The 23,684-nt window shown below is 47.1% G+C and carries 22 protein-coding genes; 20 read left to right on the forward strand and 2 right to left on the reverse strand.

Features of this window, described 5'->3' with window-relative positions:
* Positions 1-12 precede the first annotated feature (12 nt).
* The 14 genes from fba to A8709_RS24460 all read left to right on the forward strand — a co-directional run bounded on the left by fba (position 13) and on the right by A8709_RS24460 (position 15,874).
* The gene (fba, locus tag A8709_RS24395) at positions 13-891 is read left to right on the forward strand and encodes a class II fructose-1,6-bisphosphate aldolase (protein WP_065856045.1); all 879 of its coding nucleotides are present in this window, start codon (positions 13-15) and stop codon (positions 889-891) included.
* Positions 888-1,928: an inositol 2-dehydrogenase gene (gene iolG / locus A8709_RS24400; protein ID WP_065856047.1), complete on the forward strand. Its 1,041-nt coding sequence runs from the start codon at positions 888-890 to the stop codon at positions 1,926-1,928. Before fba ends, iolG begins: the two co-directional genes overlap by 4 nt.
* 20 nt (positions 1,929-1,948) lie before the next feature.
* The gene (gene iolB / locus A8709_RS24405) at positions 1,949-2,767 is read left to right on the forward strand and encodes a 5-deoxy-glucuronate isomerase (RefSeq protein ID WP_065856049.1); all 819 of its coding nucleotides are present in this window, start codon (positions 1,949-1,951) and stop codon (positions 2,765-2,767) included.
* Positions 2,768-2,841: 74 nt separating this feature from the next.
* Positions 2,842-3,858 carry a LacI family DNA-binding transcriptional regulator gene (locus A8709_RS24410; protein WP_065856051.1) on the forward strand — a complete coding sequence of 339 codons (1,017 nt, stop codon included), beginning with the start codon at positions 2,842-2,844 and terminating at the stop codon, positions 3,856-3,858.
* Positions 3,859-4,138: 280 nt separating this feature from the next.
* A complete protein-coding gene (locus A8709_RS24415; protein WP_065857328.1) occupies positions 4,139-4,993 on the forward strand; it encodes an ABC transporter permease in 855 nt (284 codons plus the stop codon).
* Positions 4,994-5,035: 42 nt separating this feature from the next.
* Entirely contained in the window at positions 5,036-5,908 is an 873-nt protein-coding gene (locus tag A8709_RS24420; RefSeq protein WP_065856053.1) for a carbohydrate ABC transporter permease, read from the forward strand.
* A 60-nt stretch (positions 5,909-5,968) separates the two neighbouring features.
* On the forward strand, positions 5,969-7,648 hold the full coding sequence (locus A8709_RS24425) for a type 2 periplasmic-binding domain-containing protein (protein ID WP_065856055.1): 1,680 nt from the start codon (positions 5,969-5,971) through the stop codon (positions 7,646-7,648).
* Between the two features lie 123 nt (positions 7,649-7,771).
* Positions 7,772-8,851, forward strand: coding sequence for a Gfo/Idh/MocA family protein (locus A8709_RS24430; RefSeq protein WP_065856057.1), 1,080 nt, complete (start codon positions 7,772-7,774; stop codon positions 8,849-8,851).
* Between the two features lie 27 nt (positions 8,852-8,878).
* Positions 8,879-9,898, forward strand: coding sequence for a Gfo/Idh/MocA family protein (locus A8709_RS24435; protein WP_065856059.1), 1,020 nt, complete (start codon positions 8,879-8,881; stop codon positions 9,896-9,898).
* 100 nt (positions 9,899-9,998) lie between these two features.
* Positions 9,999-10,973, forward strand: a complete 975-nt coding sequence (locus tag A8709_RS24440; protein ID WP_065856061.1) for a sugar phosphate isomerase/epimerase family protein — start codon at positions 9,999-10,001, stop codon at positions 10,971-10,973.
* Positions 10,957-12,696, forward strand: coding sequence for a hypothetical protein (locus tag A8709_RS24445; RefSeq protein ID WP_065856063.1), 1,740 nt, complete (start codon positions 10,957-10,959; stop codon positions 12,694-12,696). The genes A8709_RS24440 and A8709_RS24445 overlap by 17 nt, the downstream gene beginning before the upstream one ends.
* Before the next feature lie 14 nt (positions 12,697-12,710).
* Positions 12,711-14,951, forward strand: a complete 2,241-nt coding sequence (locus A8709_RS24450) for a glycoside hydrolase family 88/105 protein (RefSeq protein ID WP_065856065.1) — start codon at positions 12,711-12,713, stop codon at positions 14,949-14,951.
* A gap of 208 nt (positions 14,952-15,159) precedes the next feature.
* Positions 15,160-15,645, forward strand: a complete 486-nt coding sequence (locus A8709_RS24455) for a DUF2975 domain-containing protein (protein ID WP_065856067.1) — start codon at positions 15,160-15,162, stop codon at positions 15,643-15,645.
* A 10-nt stretch (positions 15,646-15,655) separates the two neighbouring features.
* Entirely contained in the window at positions 15,656-15,874 is a 219-nt protein-coding gene (locus A8709_RS24460; RefSeq protein ID WP_065856069.1) for a helix-turn-helix domain-containing protein, read from the forward strand.
* A gap of 397 nt (positions 15,875-16,271) precedes the next feature.
* Here the strand turns inward: A8709_RS24460 and A8709_RS34205 are convergent, their stop codons facing one another.
* Entirely contained in the window at positions 16,272-16,520 is a 249-nt protein-coding gene (locus A8709_RS34205; RefSeq protein WP_141692638.1) for a hypothetical protein, read from the reverse strand.
* A gap of 430 nt (positions 16,521-16,950) precedes the next feature.
* On the opposite strand from A8709_RS34205, the gene A8709_RS24470 reads away from it, so the two are divergent.
* The 4 genes from A8709_RS24470 to A8709_RS24485 all read left to right on the forward strand — a co-directional run bounded on the left by A8709_RS24470 (position 16,951) and on the right by A8709_RS24485 (position 19,682).
* Positions 16,951-17,598 carry a chromate transporter gene (locus tag A8709_RS24470; protein ID WP_065856073.1) on the forward strand — a complete coding sequence of 216 codons (648 nt, stop codon included), beginning with the start codon at positions 16,951-16,953 and terminating at the stop codon, positions 17,596-17,598.
* Positions 17,599-17,616: 18 nt separating this feature from the next.
* Positions 17,617-18,153, forward strand: coding sequence for a chromate transporter (locus tag A8709_RS24475; RefSeq protein ID WP_065856074.1), 537 nt, complete (start codon positions 17,617-17,619; stop codon positions 18,151-18,153).
* Positions 18,154-18,197: 44 nt separating this feature from the next.
* Complete coding sequence (locus tag A8709_RS24480; protein WP_065856076.1) at positions 18,198-19,172, forward strand: formylglycine-generating enzyme family protein; 975 nt, start codon at positions 18,198-18,200, stop codon at positions 19,170-19,172.
* A gap of 231 nt (positions 19,173-19,403) precedes the next feature.
* Positions 19,404-19,682: a transporter suffix domain-containing protein gene (locus A8709_RS24485; protein WP_084225391.1), complete on the forward strand. Its 279-nt coding sequence runs from the start codon at positions 19,404-19,406 to the stop codon at positions 19,680-19,682.
* Positions 19,683-19,851: 169 nt separating this feature from the next.
* On the opposite strand, the gene A8709_RS24490 is transcribed toward A8709_RS24485, so the two are convergent.
* Positions 19,852-20,748: a LysR family transcriptional regulator gene (locus A8709_RS24490; RefSeq protein ID WP_065856078.1), complete on the reverse strand. Its 897-nt coding sequence runs from the start codon at positions 20,746-20,748 to the stop codon at positions 19,852-19,854.
* 251 nt (positions 20,749-20,999) lie between these two features.
* Between A8709_RS24490 and A8709_RS24495 the strand changes: the two genes are divergently transcribed.
* Both A8709_RS24495 and A8709_RS24500 read left to right on the forward strand, forming a co-directional pair.
* Positions 21,000-22,328: an LLM class flavin-dependent oxidoreductase gene (locus tag A8709_RS24495; RefSeq protein WP_065856080.1), complete on the forward strand. Its 1,329-nt coding sequence runs from the start codon at positions 21,000-21,002 to the stop codon at positions 22,326-22,328.
* Between the two features lie 16 nt (positions 22,329-22,344).
* Positions 22,345-23,676: an LLM class flavin-dependent oxidoreductase gene (locus A8709_RS24500; protein ID WP_065856082.1), complete on the forward strand. Its 1,332-nt coding sequence runs from the start codon at positions 22,345-22,347 to the stop codon at positions 23,674-23,676.
* Positions 23,677-23,684: the final 8 nt, after the last annotated feature.

Here is a 23,684-nt window from a genome sequence, read left to right on the forward strand (position 1 = left end):
GGAGATGACAACATGGCACTCGTATCAATGAAAGATATGCTGCAGACAGCATTAGAAGGCAAATATGCCGTTGGTCAATTTAATTTAAATAACCTGGAATTCACGCAAGCTATTTTGCAAGCGGCACAGCACGAACAGGCACCCGTTATTCTTGGTGTGAGTGAGGCGTACATTCCTTATATGGGTGGACTGCCTTGTATCGTTGGTATGGTAAAAGCCTTGATCGAACACTATGGCATTACAGTTCCAGTTGCGCTTCACTTGGACCATGGCAGTACGTATGAGGTGTGCATCCAAGCAATTCATGCTGGATTCACTTCCGTCATGATCGATGCGTCGCATCATTCGCTGGAACATAATATCGAAGTTACACGACAAGTGACGCAAGCTGCGCATGTGCTTGGTGTATCTGTCGAGTCGGAGCTTGGACGGATTACTGGACGTGAAGACGATCTTGTTGTTGATGAAGCGGAAGGGATGTACGCTGTTGCAGCAGATTGTGTGAAGCTGGTAATGGAAACTGGCATCGACTGCTTAGCGCCTGCACTTGGTTCCGTTCACGGTCCCTATCGTGGACAACCGAAGCTTGGTTTTGACCGGATGGCTGAGATTCGCGAACTTACAAGCTTGCCGCTCGTGCTTCATGGTGGAAGTGGTCTCCCAGATGATGAAATCCGCCAAGCCATTGCGTGCGGCACAGCCAAAATCAACGTCAATACGGACAATCAAATCGCATGCACTGCTACGATTCGTACCTATTTGAATGATCATCCGGAGGCTTACGATCCTCGACATTATTTAATTCCAGCTCGGGAAGCGATCATCGCATCCGTGAGAGCCAAAATTCAACTATTCGGAAGCAGCGGTAAAGCGGGAGGAAATATCGAATGAAAAAGATCAGAATCGGCATTATCGGCGCTGGCCGGATTGGAAAAATTCATGCAGACAATTTACTGCGCTCATCTCAAGTTGACATCCTAGCAGTTAGTGATTTATTTGCAGGGCCAGAGTTAGAGGCATGGGCAGCAACTCGAAACATCGGTTTAGTGACCAAAGATAGTAACGAACTCATCCATCATCCCGACATCGATGCTATTTTCATTTGTTCTTCCACAGATACACATGTGCCGTTGATACAGCAAGCAGCGCGTGCAGGGAAACATATTTTCTGTGAAAAACCAATCTCGATGGACATCTCCAAAACCGAAGAGGCCGTTGCAGAAGTTAAACAAGCAGGCGTAAAGCTGCAAATTGGCTTTAACCGTCGATTTGATCATAATTTCAAGCGTGTACAAGAAGTAGTGGAAAGCGGAGGCATCGGCGATCCTCATATTATCAAAATCACGTCCCGTGACCCAAATCCGCCTCATGAGGATTACATCAAGGTTTCTGGCGGCATTTTCATGGATATGATGATTCATGATTTTGATATGGCGCGATTCGTTTCGGGCAGTGAAGTTGAGGAAGTTTATGCTGCGGGGAATGTCCTAATTAACCCAGCTTTTGCTGAGCATGGTGATGTGGATACGGCGGTAGTGACGCTTCGTTTCGCGAATGGCGCGCTCGGTGTCATCGATAATAGCCGCCAAGCGGTGTATGGTTATGACCAACGAGTCGAGGTATTCGGATCGAAAGGCAGTGTGACGGTATCGAATGATCATCCTAACACGGCAGTCATTGCTACGGCAGATGCCATCACAAGCGATAAACCGCTCCATTTCTTCCTAGAACGCTACCAAGCAGCTTATATCGAAGAAACGCAAATGTTCATCGATGCAATCTTGAACGATAAGTGTGTGCCTGTCAGCGGCGAGGACGGCATACAAGCTGAACGGATCGCATTAGCGGCGAAGCTGTCTTCCCGCCTGGGACGTCCGGTGAAAGTTAGCGAGGCATTAGAATTACTTAAGCAATCTTCAGCAGTTTAAAGGAGAGAGGTGAGGTTACGATGTCCAAATTGATTGTAACACCGGCTTCTTCTCCGACTGAGGAAGGCAGCATTCTACACGTGACCCCGGAATCGGCTGGCTGGCAATATGTTGGTTTTGAAATCGTGCAGCTGGAAGAAGGACAAATCTTGAAACGCGATACCGCGGATCAGGAAGTATGCCTGGTTTTGTTAAGCGGGAGAGCCAACGTTCGCACAAAGGAAGAGCAATGGGACAATATTGGAAAACGGATGAGTGTTTTTGAGCAAATTCCTCCGTATTCGGTGTATGTGACGAACAGTGATAGCTATGAAGTGACTGCCTTAACGTCTCTTCAGCTCGCCGTTTGTTCAGCGCCTGGTGCGGGGAACCATCGCTCTCGCTTAATTGCCCCTGAACAAGTAGGCGTTGAAACGCGTGGCTATGGCCATATCGAGCGGTATATTCATAATATTTTACCCGAGAGTGAGCCAGCAGACAGCCTGCTTGTCGTGGAGGTTTTCACACCGAATGGACATTGGTCCAGCTATCCGCCGCATAAACATGATCGTGACGCATTGCCAGAGGAGTCGTTCTTGGAGGAAACCTATTATTTCCGAGTTCAGCCCGAGCAAGGTTTTGCGTTACAACGCGTATATACGGATGATCGTTCACTAGATGAGACTTTAATTGTCAAAAATGGAGAAACGGTACTAGTCCCGCGGGGCTATCATCCGGTTTCGGCGCCTCCGGGTTATGATGTGTATTACTTGAATGTGATGGCAGGACCCACCCGGACATGGAAATTTCATAACGATCCCGAACATGCTTGGGTCATGACCAAGCCAAGCGAAGCGTAGACTGGTTGCAAGTTCCCGAATGCCCCGTCATAATGGGGAATACATGCATGTTTTAAGAAAAATGGGGTAGTAGGATGAAGGCAACCATATACGATGTAGCCAGAGAAGCTGGCGTTTCCATTGCAGCTGTTTCCCAGGTCATGAACGGAAAAGGTAAAATTAGTGAAGAACGGCGCACAGAAATCCTGAAAGTGATGGAAAAGCTGAACTATCAGCCAAGCGTCATCGCATCGGCACTCACAGGCAAGAAGACATATACATTAGGACTGCTTGTCCCTGACATTTCCAATCCTTTCTTTGCAGAAATCGCAAGGGCTGTTGAGGACCAAGGTCACTCCTTGGGCTACAGTCTTGTCATATGCAGTACGGACAACAAAGACGAACGCGTGGAACGTTACCTGTCTTTACTCCAGCAAAAAAGTGTAGATGGCATGATTATCGGGACAGGGATGGATAACAAAGATATGCTTACACCCTTGATGGATCGTGCGATTCCGATCGTTATGATTGCCAGAGAAATGCCTGATTTAGCTGTGCATACCGTCGTCGTTGACGACTTTGTTGGCGGCACAATGGCGGCTAAGCATTTGCTGGACTTGGGTCATACGCGCTTAGCCATTCTGGCAGAACATGCCAAAGTCATAAGCAGCCGCGAGCGGGTAAAAGGATTCATGGCTACGCTTAGCGAGATTGGTATCAAGCTGTCAGAAGATCATGTGCGCAATTGTCGCTACACGGTAGAGGATGGGAAACGTGAGGCGTTGGAGCTCCTAGAGCTGCCAGCTGCTGAGCGGCCTACCGCACTTTTTTGCTGTAATGATATGCTCGCGATCGGCGCATTGCAGGCGGCTAAGCAATTAAAGCTGCGTGTTCCAGAGGATATATCGGTGATAGGATTCGATAATACGATTCTTGCTTCGGTGACGGATCCGCCATTAACAACGATTGCACAGCCGATAGAACCCATGGGGAAGAAAGTAGTCGATCTGCTTATTTTGGAGTTGAAGAAGAAATCGCCAGCCAAACAGCGTGTTGTCATGCTGCCGGAGTTAATTGTTCGGCAATCTACTGCAGCACCTTCAAAGGTATAATGAGACGTCCAGACTACTTCCCTCATCACGAGGAAAGTAGTTTTTTATTGGGAAAAATAGCTAGAAATGAACCAATGAAATTATAGTTTTATCTATAATATTTTAAGGGTTTCTAGGGCGAAAACTTTTATGATAGGTGTATAAGATTTAAGTAAGGAGTGAAGCATTCATGAGTGGAAATACAATCGAAACTCCTGTCATCGACTACACCACTAGCGATCCCAAAGCATTAAGGCTAAAACGACGAAGAAGGTTGAAACAAAACATACCACTGTTCATTATGCTAGTCCCTGTAATCGCTTACTATATTTTGTTCAAATATTGGCCGATGGGCGGGCTCGTCATTGCTTTCAAAAACTATAACTTTTCAGATGGGATATTGAATAGTCCTTGGGTGGGATTAAAGTATTTCAAGTTGCTTTTCTCCAGCTCCAATACACTGCAAATCATTTGGAACACGTTTTGGCTGAGTTTTCTTAGCTTGATATTTGGATTTCCGATGCCGATCTTCCTGGCGATTTTGCTGAATGAAGTCAGGAAGTCCTGGTTCAAAAGATGGGTGCAAACGATCATCTATTTACCGCATTTCTTCTCTTGGGTCATTGTTTCTGGTATCGTATTATCTTTATTCGCAACCGATTACGGTTCAATTAATAAGGTGCTGAAATTACTAAATATTGAACCCATCAATTTCTTATATGAGTCTAAATCGTGGTTAGCCATTTTCGTAGGTTCAGGCATTTGGAAGGAAATGGGATTTAGTACCATCATTTATTTAGCAGCACTGACGAATATTGATACTTCTTTGTATGAATCGGCGGCTATGGATGGAGCTGCGAAATGGCGGCAAATGTGGCATGTCACACTACCAGGGATTCGGCACACGATTATCCTGCTGCTCATCTTGGCCATGGGCAAGATCATGGAAGTAGGCTTTGACCAGATCTACAATTTGCAGAATGCCGGTGTGGCGGATGTTTCCGAAGTCATAAGTACTTACATTTATAAAATGGGGCTAGGAAGCTCGCAGTTTAGTTTGACAACAGCGATGGGATTCTTTGAATCCATCATCAGTTGCAGTCTTGTGTTGATCGCGAACCGAATTGCCAAAAAATTTGATCAAGCCTTATTCTAGACCATTACACATCATGTCTGACAGCAAAGGAGGATGATTTGCATGAAAGCAACCAACGGAGAGAAGATATTCTATACGATCAATTATGTTGTGCTCGGGCTCATTGCTTTAACGTGCATTCTCCCATTTATTCATATTGTGGCGCTGTCGCTAAGCGAAAGATCCGCCGTTGATTCTGGTCACGTCTTCTTCTGGCCAGTGGGGATCCAATTTACAGCCTACAAAATCTTCTTCGTGGCCAGTCCAGCGTTCAAAGCTTTTCAAAATAGTATTGTCATCACGCTAGTGGGTGTGGCACTCAGTTTACTAGGCACGATATTAGCTGCCTATCCGTTATCCAGATCATATCTGATGGGACGCCGTTATTTGGTACTCGGTATGGTGTTCACGATGTTATTCTCAGGTGGATTAATTCCTACGTATCTGGTGATTAAGAACATGCATTTGATTGATTCGTACTGGGCCTTGTGGCTTTCGGGGTTCATCAGTACTTACAATATGTTATTGATGAAAAGCTATTTCGAGAATATCCCCTACGAGGTGCAGGAGGCAGCAAGAATTGATGGATGCAGCGACACATCACTGCTGATCCGGATCATTCTCCCCCTTTCGTTACCGATGTTGGCGACACTGGCTCTGTTCTACGGCATTGGCTTTTGGAACTCATTCATGAATGTACTTATGTACATTAACAAGAGTGAATTGATGAATTTAACGGTCGTTGTCCAAGGGATGCTGCAAAAAAATGATCTTCTGAATTCACCTTCCTTGAATGCAGATGAACAGGCACAAGTTGTGACTGAGATGGTGAAAGCTGTAGGTGTTGTAGTGATGGTTGTTCCTATGCTGGTCGTGTATCCGTTCCTCCAGAGGTATTTTGTAAAGGGTGTTATGCTTGGCTCCGTAAAGGGTTAATGAACGAGGTGTTCCCGTTTAACAAAACTTCACTATAAAATTTTGCAGGGGGAAAATGACATGAACAAGAAGAAAATGTGGCTTGGGATGACGGTAGGGGCAGTAGCGATAGGTGCAACATTGGCGGGTTGCAGCAGTGACAAGAAGGAAGAGACAACTGCTACGGCCACTGGTGCGGCTGCGGCAACGAACCAGCCGGTTAAACGTGGAGATGTAACTTCAAGTATGTATGATCGCGGCAGCGTGCCTGCAGCAGAAGGCTCTTATGAAGAAAACCGCTGGACCAAGTATATCAACCAGAACGGGCCAGAAAATGTCAAATTCGTTCCAATCCTGCGTAGTGATTCTGTGAAGAAATTTAACGTACTATTTGCTTCAGGTTCGGCGCCAGATATTGTGAATGAGTACACGACACCATTCCGCGGCAGCTTGTATGATCAGAAACAACTGATGCCGATTGATAACATTTTGCAATATATGCCGGAGTATCAGAAATTGCTGGATAAGTATCCACAATTGAAGAAAGCTGGAACGAAGCCAGACGGTAAGATTTATGAAATTGGTAAAGTGAAAGAAGCGGTGCCAGCTCATATCTTATTAATTCGTTCGGATTGGTTGAAGAAATTGAATCTGACGATGCCAACGACAACGGATGAACTGTACGCAGTTGCGAAAGCGTTTGCTGATCAAGATCCAGATGGTAACGGGAAGAAAGATACGTACGGTCTAAACATGAGCACCTACTCCGAGCAAGCCATCAATGAAATGTTTGGTGAAAGCTCATCTGCCAATTTATTAGCTTGGGACGTGAAAGATGGCAAAGTGGTTCGTGCGTGGGATAAAGAGCTCGCTTCTCTGACTTTTAAGAAAAAGCTATATGATGATGGCATTATTGATAAAGATTATATCAACGATAAAGACGGCGCGAAGGCGAAGCAAGATTTCCTCAATGGCAAAATTGGCATATATGTTAAGTTTACCGGTGGTTGGGGCGATTTCGCTCTAAATGATATGGCAACCTTGCAGAAAAATGTACCTACAGCAACGATTGCCCCATTAGGCTATCCGAAATCACCGCTCGGTACATTTACAGGAGCGATTGATAATCCTGTTCAAATGACGACGGTCATCAATGCCAAAGCCAAAGATCCTGAGGCTGTTGGCCGCTACCTCAACTTCATGATGAAACCAGAAACAGCTTCGAAGATTTTCAATGGGGATGAAGGCGTGCACTGGAAGAAAGGCGCAAATGGCTGTCCACAACCGATTGATGTCGCTAAAAACAAAAATGAAGTCGGTTACGCGGGAGACTACGATATGTTCTATTCCCTCGGACAAGATAAATGCTACAGCGTACTAAGTGGCTTTAATCCGGATGTTCCAGTCCAAAAAAGTGCTATGGATATGTACAAAGACATTCAAAAAATGTATTTCGATCCAACGAGAGAATACCCAGGAATTACAGTCGGCGATCATATGCCGGTATTTTCAGCGGACCTGCAAGTTGTAAACACAACGATTCTGAAGGAAAAAGGCGACATCTTCGTGAAAGCGATTCTTAGTGGTACGAAGTACACAGCTGATCAAGCCATTAAAGATGCTCAAGCAGAATGGGCGAAAGCGGGCGGCGCGCAACTCGAAGATTTCATGAACAAATGGTACGCAGAAAATAAAGATAAAGCGTTCCTTGCTAAAGATGTCATGGCAATTGCCAAACAACAGATGGACGATGTGAAATAGTGCATGGATAACAGAGGCGCTGGATATCGATAGGGATTGCCTGTGTAAGCAGGAGGCTCGTCGGTGTCCAGCATCTTCTTTCAATCGCAGAAATGTAGGCTTTCATCATGGGAGGAACTAGCTATGCAGAAGATTAATGTCGCGATCATCGGATGTGGCGGGATTGCAACAGGAAAGCATTTACCCAGTTTGAGCAAAATAGAGCATGTCGCAATTATCGGATTTTTTGATATTTTTCGGACAAGTGCACAACAAGCAGCAGACAAATTTGGTGCTCCGGGCGCCAAAGTGTATGACGATTACCGTCAATTACTCGCGGATCCAGCAATCGATGTGGTTCACATTTGCACACCGAATGATACGCATGCGGAAATTTCGATAGCCGCTTTGGAAGCGGGCAAGCATGTGATGTGTGAGAAGCCGATGGCCAAGACAGCAGCAGATGCCCGTCGTATGGTGGAAGTAGCCAAACGCACAGGGAAGAAGCTTACGATTGGATATAACAACCGTTTTCGCGCGGATAGTCAACATTTGAAACGTCTCGTTGAAGATGGTGAGTTGGGCGAAATTTATATGGCTAAAGCGCATGCTGTACGCAGGCGCGGCGTTCCAACTTGGGGCGTATTCCTGGATGAAGAGAAACAAGGTGGCGGGCCGCTGATCGACATTGGGACACATGCCCTCGATTTAACACTTTGGTTAATGAATAACTACGAACCTAAGGTAGTGCTGGGCACTGCTTATCATAAATTGTCACGCAAAAAGAATGCGGCGAACTCCTGGGGACCATGGGATCCAGAGAAATTCAAAGTAGAAGATTCGGCATTCGCCATGATCGTCATGAAGAACGGTGCAACCATTCTGGTAGAAGCAAGTTGGGCGCTGAATACGCTCGATACGAAGGAAGCCAAAAGTACGCTTTGCGGTACGGAAGGCGGCGCCGATATGCAGGATGGCCTCCGTATTAATGGGGAAAAGCACAGCCGCCTCTATGTCAATCAGATGCAGTTCGAAGCAAAGGGTGCGGATTTCTACGAAGGTAAGAAAGAATCGATGCAGGATAAAGAAATCCGTATGTGGATCGATAGCGTTAGGAATGACACGGAGCCTGTTGTCACGCCAGAGCAATCCTGTGTGGTATCTGAGATTCTTGAAGCGATCTATGAATCGAATCGAACGGGGAAAGCTGTCTATTTTGACTAAATCATTTGGAAAAGAGGCCGAGGCACCATGATTAGAGTTGCGATTTTGAGCTTCTGGCACGTCCATGCCAAAGATTACGCACGACTCGCTGTTGAACACGCGGATACAGAAATTGTTGCAGTATGGGACGAAATCCCTGACAGGGGACTGGAAAAGGCTGAAGAATATGGGGTTCCTTTTTACAGTGATTTGGGAGAACTTCTCAGAAATTCTGAAATCGATGCTGTGATAGTGGTTACACCAACGAATATGCATCAAGAGGTGATGATTGCAGCTGCTAAAGCAGGTAAGCACATTTTCACAGAAAAAGTTGTGGCGACGACCACCAAGGCATGCAATGAAATCCTTGCTGTCGTGGAGCAAACTGGCGTTAAGCTGGTCGTCTCTTTACCGCGGTTGTATATGGGCTTCACGCAAGCGGCGCATAAAGTCATTCGCGATGGCTCGCTGGGGACAGTAACGACCGTGCGGATCCGTCTTGCTCATAATGGTGCCTTGAGAACGGAGAAAAATCCAGATGGTGCACTTCCCGCTCATTTCTTCCATTTAGAGCAAACCGGCGGCGGTGCTCTGATGGATCTTGGCTGTCATCCGATGTACTTAACACGTCTGTTTCTAGGCTTGCCAGAAAGCGTAAGTGCTAGCTTCGGTTATATAACAGGGCGCGAAGTGGAAGATAGTGCAGTAGCAACACTGCGTTATCCAAGCGGAGCACTGGGGATAATTGAAGCGGGTTTCGTGAATAGCTACTCGCAATTCGACATCGAAATCCAAGGTACAGAGGGCAGTCTCCTGTATACTCGAACGGATGATCAATTGCGCATTCGCAGCGCTAAAATGGAAGCAGAAGGTGCTCCTGGTTGGCATGTGGTCACAGATTTGCCGAAGCTGCCATCCCCCTTCGAGCAATGGGTTTCCCACATTCAGAACGGCACGTGGGCGAAAGAGAACATAGACCTCGCACGCGACTTGACCCGCTTAATGGAAGCATCCACCCTATCAGCATGTTCGGGTGCCGCTGTGAAGCTGACTGACCTTTCGGAATAAAAGCAGCGCACAAGGAAAGGCCAGATGCTCCCCTTCATAGTAAGGAGGGAAATTCTGACCTTTCTTTATTTTTTTAATAAAATTTCTAGGAGGAAGAGACATGATCGATAAAGGCGAGTATTCCTTCTCAACGTGCTGGAACATCAAGAAGCATACGATCGGCAGGAACATGATTGAGGAAATTAAAGAGCTGGGCTTTCGCAATGTCGAGCTTAACTATAACGTAACCGAAGAAATGATGACAACGATCGAGCCTATGATTGAAAAGGGAGAAATTGGTGTTTCGAGTGTGCATAACGTGTTTCCGTTCATCAATGACAAAGACTATGATACAGATTCCGTCATGCTCGGCTTCGATGATGAGGAGAAGCGTAAGCGCTCCATAGAACTGCTTATTCGATCGATGGAATATGCACACCGTTATGGCGCCAAAGCCGTAGTTGTGCACCCAGGTGAAGTTCCTTTTGACTATAACATTGATATTGATTTAAAGAAGCTTTATAGGGACCATGGCAAGGATTCAACTGAATATCAAAAGTTGTGGCGCGTCATGATTGAACGTCGGGACCGGTTGAGTCCACGGTATACGCGAAGAATTCAAGAAAGTCTGGAAGTTGTTAGTGAGCATGCTGCCAAAAAAGGCTGGGACATCGCGATCGGCATTGAAACGCGCTCCAGATCGTATCAGATGCCTTCTTTGATGGAAGCTTTAACGATTTGTGAGAACCTGGCGGGCAGCCCGGTCTATTTATGGTACGATATCGGCCACGCCATGATGATGGATAGAATGGGCTTGTACGATAACCTCAAAGAGCTGCAAGACGTGAAGAAATACATCTATGGTGTACACATCCATGAGACTCTTGAGCTGGCTGATCATTGGTGTCCCTATGTGCATAGCAAAGATATGACCTATTTTGATCATTTCCTCGAAGCCATTGATGGTGCCAAGGTCAAAGTATATGAACTAAAGGCCTTGTGTGAGCCAGGGGAAATTCATGAAAGTCACAACCTCATTACAAGTAAAATCGCAGCTATGAAAGGGGAAGGTGACAGATATGGACGCTATCTATAATCGCTTAGTAAGGCTGAATGATGAACAAACAGAAGCTTCCCTTCTGAAACAAATCCTTGATCCATTATCCAAATATTACGGCGGTATCCTAGATGAGACGGGGATTGCTCGTGCTAATCATATGAGCACGCCTCGAATGATAGCGGGATGGGTTTCTGCTCTGGTTAATCCAGATTCACGTTATTATCATGATCGTTTTCTGTTGAATGCTTTAGACAAAGCGGCTGCGTTCATGCTGAACAGACAGCATCCAGACGGTACGGTATCACTCGGCTCAACGAATTATAATTCTCCCCCGGATACAGCGTTCGTGGTAGGGGGTGTCACCCAGATGTATCAGCTGCTTCATAAGCATGATTGGCCAGAAGCGGCTCCTGTCGTGGTCAAATTGAAGCTCTTCCTTGAACGAACCCTACCCGCTATGCTAACTGGCGGCTGTCACACCCCGAACCATCGTTGGGTGCTTACTGCTGCACTTGCCTTGTTGCATGACATTTTCCCGCGTCCTGAACTGATGGAAAGAGCGGAAGACTGGCTGGCAGAAGGATTGGACATCACCGAAGATGGTGAGTGGACTGAGCGCAGCAACGGGATTTACAACGCTGTTAGTGATATTGCTCTGTATCATACGGGACGTCTGATGAACCGCCCTGAATTAATCGATTGTGTGCGTCGCAATCTGCGGATGATGATGTATTTGATCCATCCATCAGGTGAAGTAGTAACGGATTATTCCGGCCGACAAGATTTCGGTCAGATTGCAACGATGGCGAATTACTTTCCGATTTATCGCTTGATGGCGGCATACGACAAGGACCCTTTGTTTGCATCAATGGCTGACTACTCGGCATCATTCCTCACTGGCTTCCATGAGGGCGTGAACAACCATCCGATGTTGCATATGTTGGTGTATCCAGAAGCCGATATCACTCGATTAGAACGAACACCGCTGCTGGATCGATATGTGAAAGTGTTAAATGAACAGCATCCGATAAAGGAACATTTGAACGGAATTGATGATGTCGGCCATCATATGCAAATTCAACATAGCGCTATGCATCTCACATTCGGAGCTCCCGTAGTTCGCATCCGTGATCTCGACCAAAGCGTAACGATCATGTCGCAAACACCATCATTCTTTTCACTTCGTCATGGCAAAGCAAGACTGCTCGGTATCAAGCTGGCAACGTCGTTCTCACCTGGGATCGTGAAGTTCTCCAATCTGACAGCTGGCGAAGGTGTCTATAAACTTGAATCTATTTTGGAAAAAGGCTACAACGGTCCAATTCCGCGCCAATTACTGCCTGCTGGCGTGGAGGGCTCAACACTCAGCCCATGGTATTTGCTTCCGCATCATCATCGGCCGATGACCCATCTCCAGAAGCTGGAGCTGCAAGCAGAAATCAGGCATGGAGATTCCGAGTGGACGATTCATGTATCCTCTGACGAGCGTGAAGATGTCTTCACGCAATTGACCTTCATTTTTGGGAGCGAAGGGACGTTAAGCGGTCATAATTTAGTGGCAGGTGAAGAAGGTAAGTACTTCCTCCAAAGCGGAGCCGTGAAGTACGAGGCAGACGGTGATGTGATTGAAATATCTTCAGGAGCCTATGAGCATATCCTGCCTATCGTCCGTGAGGATCACCATCCCTCAGGCTGTCAATATGTCCACGTCAACTTGGTGACACCTTATGATCGGACTTTTAAGATCCGTCTACGGTAGAAAGGAAGTTCATTATGACGATCTATTTTAATGAGCAAGAGAGTATACAAGCCCGCTTAGGGAATGACGATAAACAAACGTTGAAAGTGCTTGCAGATCGCTACATGGGTGCAAATCCGCCTGTTCCTTTCGCATTTCGAGCTTTCAGCCGAGCAGGCATTATGCAAAACGAAAAGGGGCTGTTTGATCTCGATTTGGGACGCAGATTTCCGGAGGCGAAGCCTGGTCAGTTTTCTTATGCGTATGCCTTAGTCTGGAGTGATGGAGAACGCAACTTGGATTTGTTGGTAAGCTGTTTAGGGCCGATCCAATTTTATTTTAACGATGAGCTGGCGTTTCGCTCCACTGTGATTGATGAGATCAAGCCAGATGCCATGGTCAAACTGAACGTTAACTTCGTAAAAGGTTGGAATCGCCTCTTCATCAAAGCCAAGCATACCGTTGCTGGTTTCGGGTGCCTATTCGGCTCAGATGAAGCGAAAGTGCGCATTCTGAACGTGCTCGCGCCGTTTACCGAGCGTAAAGGTCAAGCAGGTTGGGTGTTTTCAAAGCCGGTGGACACCGATATTTTCGAGGGGCGTTCGTTACCCGATGCGATGTCCTCGGAAACGAATAACGGCTTGGGTTGGCTGCCGAACTGCGAGTGGACCGAAGCTGAGCGATCTGAGCCTGCTTGCGAGCGATTATTTGGCATACAGCCTGGTAAGCAAGTATTTGCCTGGACGAAGTTGAATCATGTATCTCCAAGCCGGGATGTTTGTTTATTAAAAGGTCAAGCGTCTGGTCCATTAACCATATGGCTGGAAGGCAAGCAAGTCGTGGATCTTGCAGCTGAAGGCAGCTACTCAGTGGAGGTGCCGCTTTCATTTGGTCAGCATCATCTCTTGATTCGGAGTGTTTGTGGCCGCAGCTCTTGGGGCTTCACATTCGAAGCAACAATAGGTGGAGAAGTTGTTTCCCTTGGTGCGCCGCATCAGGTTCATGGTAATGATGAGCCTTGGTTGTATTTAGGACCGCTAGAAGCTAATGTCGCGTTAACCTACGAGGAAGTGGTAAGGACAGATCATCCTTTCGTGGTGGATATTCATTCGAATGACAGGACCTATTGGCGCTTAGACCGTCCTGATACTTGGATTCGTCCCTATTATGAGAATGCCATGCTCAGCAATAAGTGGACAGTGGGCAATGTGACCAATTATGCGCGTTGGGATTACCCGCTCGGGGTTACGATTTATGGATTGCTGCAAACAGGCCGCGTATTGAATCGAGCTGATATGACGGCTTATGCGCTTCATCATGTTCAAAGCTGTACCGATATGTTTGAGTACTCCCTGTGGGATCGTGAGCAGTATGGGTTCCCCGCCATTAATCAACAATTGGTCATGATGAAAATGCTTGATAACTGCGGCTCCTTTGGATCTGCGATGCTGGAGGCCTATCAAGAAAATCAGGATCAAGGCTTCATGCCGATTGCACACCGTATCGCCGATTTTATTCTGCACAGGTTAGAACGTAAGGAGGATGGAGCTTTCTACCGGATTTGTCAGGACGAGTACTCAGAGAATACGATGTGGGCTGACGACCTCTACATGAGCACACCATTCTTGTGCCGCTATGCGCGGATCACTGGCAATAGCGAAGCCTTAGATGAAGCAGCCAAGCAGTTCCTACTGTTTCGTAAGTATCTGTACATGCCGGAAGAGCGAATCATGTCGCATGTATTTGATTTTAAATATGGCATGCCAACAGGAATTCCGTGGGGGCGTGGAAATGGCTGGACACTTTTTTCACTAACTGAAGTATTAGAGGCGTTGCCTTTAACACATGAAGCACGTCCGGCGCTGATCGATTTCTTTAACGAGCTGTGTAACGGATATGCGGAGCTTCAGGCTGAAAGCGGCTTATGGCATCAAGTGTTGAACGATCCAGATGCCTACGAAGAAGCCTCTTGTACAGCGATGTTTGCCTATGCGTTTGCACGAGGTCTGCGTTTTGGATGGCTTCATGAGCCGAAACGTTTCATTCAAGCAGCATTGAAGGCATGGGATGGATTAACTCGGATTGCAATTGATGCCCAGGGAAATGTACACGGGGTTTGCAGTGGTTCTAGATATGCATTTACTTCTGATTATTACAAAAAAGACCTGCTCACCGTCACGAATGATAACCATGGTGTGGGGATTATGATGTTAGCGGGTACAGAAGTGGTGAGATTGAAGGCATGGCTGGGGCAGGCACCATCGTTAGATGTTTAGTATCGGGAGTATTGTTGAACAAGTTGTAAATCTAACATGTTAAAGTAAGAGCATTTCTTAGTTATTGAGAAATGCTCTTTATTTATGTTGAAATTAGTTGGATATTATAATAACAATAATAACGGGGTGGAAACGATACAAATTTATTGTAAAACGATAAATCGTATGCTAAAATCATTTTGTTATTAAAATTAGAGAGGTGTATGAAATGATTGTTAAACGAGGTTCAACTACTTTCTTAAAGGTCATTATTTTTCTGGCTGGAATTGCCGTGCTTGCTTTGTGTATATTTGTAGTGCCTCACATAGCGAATTTCGCAGCAGAATCGTATCCAGATATGGCCCCAATGAAATATCTAGTCTTCACCGTGATGTATGGAGCGGCTGTGCCTTTTTACATTGCTCTCTATCAGGCTTTCAATCTTTTACGGTACATTGACAGGAACACGGCGTTCTCGGAATTATCGGTAAAGGCGTTAAAGAACATTAAGTACTGTGCGATTATAATCAGTGGTGTGTATGTATTAGGTATGCCACTCTTCCGTTTTATTGCGAAAAAAGTTGACCCTCCTGTTGGATTATTGGGACTCATCATCATTTTTGCTTCGTTGGTTATCGCTGTTTTTGCGGCTATTCTCCAACGACTTCTACAAGAAGCGATTAACATAAAATCTGAAAATGATTTGACGGTCTGAGGTGGAGAATATGGCAATTATCATTAATATTGATGTGATGTTAGCAAAGCGGAAAATGAGCGTAACGGAGCTTTCGGAGAGAGTTGGAATTACGATGGCGAATCTTTCCATTCTGAAAAATGGGAAGGCAAAAGCGGTTCGTTTTTCAACACTAGAAGCGATATGTAAGGCTTTGGATTGTCAGCCAGGTGATATTTTGGAGTACAACAGCGACGAAGACAAGGAATAATAGACAAGCATTAAAAAGATAAGCAATAAAAGACAACCTATTTATTGAACTACTATGGAAATTGAATAGCAGGCTGTCGAAGGAAACCTGAACCTAACGGGTAAAACAGCTCAATGAACCGCCTTTTACTCAGGGCGGTTTTTCGTGTTCAAATATTAAGACTTTAATGATAGGCTCGGAACCCGAGCCCAAGCTCGCCCTCGGCCCCGATAGGCTCGGAACCCGAGCTTAAGCTCAGCCCGCCAGCCCGAAAGGCTCGGAACCCGAGCCTAAGCTCTGCCTGGCAGCCCGAAAGGCTCGGAACCTGAGCCTAAGCTCGGCGCTCGGCCCCGAAAGGCTCGGAACCCGAGCCTAAGCTCGTCCGCCAGCCAGAAAGGCTCGGAACCCGAGCTTAAGCTCAGCCCGCCAGCCCGATAGGCTCGGAACCTGAGCCTAAGCTCGTGTCCCGCCTGCCCGATAGTCTCGGAACCTGAGCCGTCGAAGCGCGTCCCGCTAGCCCGAAAGGCTCGGAACCCGAGCTAAAGCTCGTCCCTCGGCCCCGATAGGCTCGGAACCCGAGCCGAAGCTCAGCCCGCCGCCTCGATAGGCTCGAACCCGAGCCCAAGCGCGTCCCGCCTGCCCCGAAAGGCTCGGAACCCGAGCCCAAGCTTGGCCCGCCAGCCCGATAGGCTCGGAACCCGAGCCCAAGCGCGGCCCGCCTGCTCGAAAGGCTCGGAACCCGAGCCTAAGCGCGGCCCTCGGCCCCGATAGGCTCGGAACCCGAGCCCAAGCGCGGCCCGCTGCCCCGAAAGGCTCGGAACCCGAGCTAAAGCTCGTCCCTCGGCCCCGATAGGCTCGGAACCCGAGCCCAAGCTCGTCCCGCCGGCCCACTCCTCAGCACAATCCCTTAAATCCCGCCGACTTAATATCAATTCGAATTAAACTAAGTGAATCTATCGGATTAAAGGTATTAAAATCATGCGATAACCACCAAATGAATTCAACTTAACCCATCCGATCAAAATTGTTTATTCCATTTTGGAGTTAAGTGGGTTATACTGGAGATACCATACAAATGGGCAAATAGGAGGATCCATATGCGTAATCGTAAATTACATCTATGTTTGGATATATTCTGGACGTTTCTCAAGATCGGACCATCCACGTTTGGCGGGGGGTATGCGATGATTCCCGTCATTGAGCGAGAAGTCGTGGAAAAACGTGCATGGATTGCCGAAGACGAGGTATCCGATATCGTCGCAATCGCGGGCTCAGCGCCTGGCGGTATAGGCGTCAATGCCTCAGCTTTCATTGGTTTTCGGATGGCAGGCATTCCGGGTGCTTTGGCAGCCGTCATCGGCATTGCCTTACCGACTTTTATCATTGCACTAGTTCTTAGTGTTGCCTTACTATTCCTGCAATCGGACCCCAAAGTCGTTGCCGCGTTCAAAGGCATTCATGGTGCTATCATTGGTCTCATCGTATTAGCAGCGTACAATATGGCTCGTTCGGCCATTTTTGATAAAACAACGTTAATAACAGCGGTCGGAACCGTAGCGATTCTGTTGCTGCTCCCGATTAATCCGCTTTTTATGATCATCATCGGCTTATTTATCGGCTTTGTTTTTGTCAAAGTGAAAGAAACGTTTGGCTTCAAGATCAGCTTGGAAAAAGGCAAAGATCCCGTTCACACTTCCTACAATGGCTACACCTACTACGACTATTTTATTGCAGACGGTATTTGAGAAAGGCGGGGAACGAAGATGCTATTCCAGCTGTTTATCACATTTATGAAAATTGGTGTTATGTCCTTCGGCGGCGGTTATGCGATGATTCCTATCATTCAGCATGAAGTTGAGACGCATCAATGGATGTCGGCGGAGCATTTTGCACAAAGCGTGGCATTGGCAGGCGTGGCGCCTGGTCCGATTGCGACGAATACTGCAACTTTAATTGGCTACAAAGCTGATGGGATTCTCGGAGCGATCGTTTCTACCATTGGCATGGTGCTGCCGTCACTCGTTATTGTACTTATCATTTCCTCTTTCTTTTATAAAATATACCAAAGCAAAGCGGTACATACGACGTTTTACGGTCTAAGACCGATTGTGACCGGATTGATCGTGTACGCGGCGATTCATTTTGGTTTTTCGGACTCGATGCATGACCTGTTTACGTGGCAAGTATTGTTTACCGTTTTGATTGCAGCGGGCGTGTTTGTTGTTGTCCATAAGTACAAATGGCATCCGCTTACGACGATTATGTTGTCGGCCCTAGTAGGAATTGCTATATTTAGTTAATAGCATATCCACATCCAAGATCCAAAGTGAGAGGACGTTCAGTTATGGAAACCAACAAACCAACCTGCTGTTCCGCAAGCCGTGCGTCTTCCGAGCAGCCAACAACCAACCCAGATGTGTCTGGTGCTGTTGAGATATCAGTTGCAGCAAGTCCTCAAGGCACAGAAGGCATGGTGCTGATTCCTGGCGGGAAATTCCTGATGGGAACGGATGACCGTGAAGGTTTTGCTGCTGATGGGGAAGGGCCTGTACGTGAAATTACCCTAAAACCTTTCTATATCGATCCGTGTGCCGTAACGAATGCTGAATTCAAGCAATTTGTCGATGAAACGGGCTACAAGACAGAGGCGGAATCGTTTGGATGGTCATTTGTTTTTCATCTATTCGTATCTGAGGCGACGGCTAAGCTTGTGCAAAATAAAGTTCAGCAAACCCCCTGGTGGTGGGTCGTTGAAGGGGCAGATTGGCTGCATCCTGAAGGACCTGACTCCCATATCGAGGAGCGCTGGGATCATCCAGTTATCCATGTATCGTGGCGAGATGCCGCGGCCTATTGCAAATGGGCAGGCAAACGTCTTCCAACCGAAGCCGAGTGGGAATTCGCCGCGCGGGGCGGACTCGCCCAGAAGCGCTATCCGTGGGGGGACGAGCTTAAGCCTGGCGGCAAGCATATGTGTAACATTTGGCAGGGCAAGTTTCCTGACAAAAATAATCAAAGCGACGGCTACGCAGGTACAGCGCCTGTTCGAGCCTTCGAGCCGAATGGATTCGGCTTGTATAACGTTGCGGGCAACGTGTGGGAGTGGTGCTCCGATTGGTTCAGCCCGAACTTTCATGTGAAGGGGAAAAGGGATAACCCGGTTGGCCCTCCATCTGGAGACACACGCGTACTGCGCGGAGGATCGTACTTGTGTCACCGATCGTACTGTAATCGGTATCGGGTTGCCGCACGCAGCAAAAACACACCGGACAGCTCCACCGGGAATATCGGATTCCGCTGCGCCGCTGATGTCAAGTAGTATGATGCAGATCACTAGCATCAAATAAAATGGTAAGCCTCCTTTCCAGTGATGGATGGGAGGCTTTTTGGTATGGGTTGTTGTGAGGATTCGCGTCTTTCTTAAGATCGTCCACTTTAGAGAGTGGCGCAGCTGTTTAATCCAGAGAAATACTGTTATTTTCCCGTATTGTGCAACGCAATTGTTTTTAACTCGCATATAGGTGAGATTAGACAACAAGGGGGGATTGGCTTGGTTAAAAAGCTCGGCTTCAGCCTGCTGATTGTATCTGCACTTTCTTTATTAACTGCGCTAACGATCCCATTTATCGTTCATTCCGGCGGTAAGATGACAGGCTGGATAACAGGACTCTTGATTCTCAGTGAAGCCACATTCTGGACCGGTGGGATTTTACTTGGCAAGGAAGTAGCTAAGAAATACAGAAGCTATCTTAATCCGAGAAATTGGAAACGGAAGAAGAACGAATCAGCTCCGTCAAACAACAGTGCAACCTTGAAAGATGACCAATGAGAAAAACTTCTATCGAAGTACTTCGAGGATGTGCGACCGCGTTTTATAGGTAGTTTTTATCGCCAATTATCAAGACGTTTTCGGGAACCCGAAAATATATACTTTCTAATGTGGTAAGAAAGCGGTATTCCTGCTACAGGAATATCGCTTTTTTTTGTCTAACATACGGTCACGAAGCTGTCACTGGACTCCGCAGCTCCTTGCGGAATATATCCACAAGACTCTCAGTTGCTAAGCTAAATGAGCTGCCATTCATCTTACGCAGTAAGCCTGTGACTAAGCCCGAATCGAGATCGACGATCGGTTTAAGCACAGTGCCCTGCGGATTTGGTGTTGCCGTAATAACGGGTACGACAGCAATGCCGAAATCAGCTTGAACGTAATATTTTAGCGCGGCCATATTCCCGATCTCCATGCCCGAGTAAGGGCTGCCGCCATTTTCAAGCAGTGCATTCTCAAGCTTTTGACGATACGGGCATTGCGAGTTGGTAATCAGTAAGTGCTCGTGCTGCAAATCGCGCAAATGGATGGATGCTTTAGAAGCGAGCGGATGGGTTTCTGGGATAAGCAGTGCGAGTCGCTCAATGAATAAGGGCTCGAACGCATGATCCAGACCTGTATTCGGTGTTGAGCAAATGGCCATATCGATACTCCCCTCATGGAGCATTTGCCCTAGCACGGTGGTGTTACCAATGTGAATGCTAACTTTCACTTTGGGATGTTGACGTAGAAAGGGGCCAAGTAATTGCGGCAATCGGTAGCTAGCCGTGGGTTCCATGACACCGAGGCGAATAATGCCAGCATCACCTTTCACGAGTTCGTCCATCGAAGCTTGCAGAAAGTCATAGTCTTTTAATAAGAGATCTGCATTTTGATGAAAAAGCCTGCCAGCCTCAGTCAGGGTCAATTTCTTTCCCCGTTCCAAAAGTTTAACCCCGAGATCGCTTTCGAGCTTCTGAATATGCATCGTAACCGTCGATTGACCATACTGCAGCTCCTCCGCTGCACGTTGAAAGCTGCCAAGCCGGATAATGGTTTGAAAGGTTTTAATATTTCGAATATCCATACAGGTCCCCATCCTTTCCCAAGCAATCAGTTCAAGAATTGTGAATCTAACGATCAGTATTTTCGGTTTTACAAAGTCTTACAGCTATCATATCATGAATTCAAATTAATCCAAGTGGTTTACTCGTATATTCACAATTAGTGAATCCAAGATTCAGTTTTTTGAATTGTACAAGAGGAAGATCCTGGATTATGATAAATACCATTAAGCTCATCGGAATAATCAAATATAAGTGACGGAGGCTGATTCGAATGGCAAATGCGAAAAAAATTAAACTAGGCGCAATGATTCATGGTGTAGGCGGTGGTTGGGAAGATTGGAAACATCCCGATGCGATTACAGATGCAAGCACGAACTTTCAATTTTACAAGCATCAAGCACAGACTGCGGAGGCTGGGAAATTCGACTTTGCCTTCATCGCAGATAGTGTTCATATCACGGAGAAATCAAGCCCGCATTACTTGAATCGCTTCGAGCCGCTGACGATCCTATCCGCACTTGCAGCGGTTACCAAACGAATCGGACTCGTTGCGACAGTAACCGTCAGTTACAGTGAGCCATTCACGGTGGCAAGACAATTCGCATCCCTCGATCTCATCAGCAAAGGTCGTGCAGGCTGGAATGTCGTGACTTCTTGGCTGTCGGGCAGCGCGAACAACTACAGTAAAGAGGAGCACCCTCGGCATGAAAAGCGTTATCGCATTGCCCAAGAGCATGTGGATGTGGTTAAAGGCTTATGGGACTCCTGGGAAGATGATGCGTTCACGCGAGATAAAGTGACGGGTCAGTTTTTCGACCCGACGAAGCTTCATACCTTGAATCATAAAGGTGAGTTCTTTCAAGTGCAGGGTCCATTGAACATTGCCCGTTCCAAGCAAGGGCAGCCGGTTATTTTCCAAGCAGGAACGTCGGAAGATGGTCGTAATTTTGCCTCGCGAAATGCAGATGCGATCTTCGTCGGTCACGAAAATATCGATGAAGCCAAAGCTTACTACGCGGATATTAAACGCAGGGTTGTATCCTTCGGCCGCAATGCGGACGATGTATCGATTCTTCCAGGGATTCGACCGATTATTGGCCGGACCGAAGAGGAAGCCGAGCAGAGGTATCTGGAAACGGTCAACCTGGTGTCCATTGATAAAGCCATAATTGCGCTGGGACGTCCCTTCAATGACTTTGACTTTAGCGTCTATCCGTTGGATGAGCCGTTCCCGGATCTAGGGGACTTGGGTGCCAACAGCCAGCAAGGCGGTTCGGAGAAGATTAAGAAATTGGCGAAAGAACATAATCTAACGCTGCGCCAAGTCGCACTTCGTTTTGCAACACCGAAAGGGAATTTCGTGGGTACACCGGAGAAGATCGCTGACACGATTCAACAATGGGTGGAAGAAGGAGCGTCTGATGGGTTCATCATCGGGGTTGGCATCCCAGGTGCGTTACAGGATTTTGTGGAGCAGGTTGTGCCGATTTTACAAGAACGCGGCTTGTATCGGACGGAATATGAACATGACACCTTGCGTGGTCATTTGGGTCTCGAAGTGCCGGTTAATCGCAATAGTAAAACGAAAGTGTTGAACTAAGAAGGGGGAAAACGACATGTCCAAACATAGAAAATTGAAGCTTGGTGCAACGATTACAGGTGTGGGTACCTCAAAATATACGTGGCGGAATCCGGAAATACCAGGAGATGCAAGTGTAGATTTTGATTATTACGCTGGGCAAGCGCTGCAAGCGGAGGAAGGTAAATTTGATTTTGTTTTCATCGTAGACAGTACGTATATCACTGAGAAATCGGCGCCTCATTACTTGAATCGATTAGAACCGTTGACGGTTTTATCGGCGCTAGGAGCGGTTACCTCCAAGATTGGGCTTGTCGGCACATTAACGGCGTCTTTCACCCAACCGTTCACGGTAGCTAGACAGTTTGCTTCGCTGGATCATATTAGCGCGGGCCGTGCGGGTTGGAATGTCGTGACGACGGGGCTTGAAGGAGCTGCTCGCAATTACAGCAGGGATGAGCATTATGCACATGACGAGCGCTATCGGATAGCGGAGGAGCATCTGGAGGTTGTACGCGGACTGTGGGATTCATGGGAAGATGACGCCTTCACGCGGGATCAAAAAACTGGGCAGTTCTTCGATCCTAGTAAACTTCATGCGTTGAACCATAAAGGCAAACACTTCTCTGTACAGGGTCCGCTGAACATTGCTCGTTCACAGCAAGGCCAGCCGGTCATTTTCCAAGCGGGCGGATCGGACGATGGTCGCAACTTAGCGGCGAAGAGTGCGGACGCGATTTTCACAGGACACGAATCCTTTGGGGAAGCGAAAGCTTTTTATAAGGATATTAAGGAAAGAGCAGCGGCATATGGTAGAACCTCAGAAGAGATCCTCGTGTTCCCGGGAATTAGCCCGATTATTGGGCGTACGGAAGAAGAAGCAGAGAACAAATATCAGGCGATTGCAGGCTTGGTAACGCTAGAGGATGCGCTCGATCAACTTGGCCGCCCGTTCACTTACCATGACTTCAAGCAATATCCATTGGATGAACCTTTCCCTGATCTTGGAGATCTCGGCAGCAATAGCTACCGGAGCTCAACGGACCGCATCAAGCGGATCGCCAAAGAAGAGAATTTAACGCTTCGTCAGACAGCGCTGCGTTTTGCAACGCCTAGAAGCAGCTTCGTCGGCACGCCGGAGAAGATTGCCGATACGGTGCAGCAATGGTTCGAAGAGGGTGCAGCTGATGGTTTTATTATTCATACGGGAATTCCAAGTGTTCTCAAGGATTTCGTGGAACTTGTTGTACCGATTCTTCAAGAACGTGGTATTTATCGGGAAGCGTATGAAAGTGATACGTTGAGAGGCAATTTGGGGCTGGAAATCCCAGTAAACCGCTATACAAAAGAGAGAATAGCCCAAGCGTAGAGCTTAGA

Source organism: Paenibacillus pectinilyticus (assembly GCF_001700435.1).
GTDB lineage: Bacteria > Bacillota > Bacilli > Paenibacillales > NBRC-103111 > Paenibacillus_E > Paenibacillus_E pectinilyticus.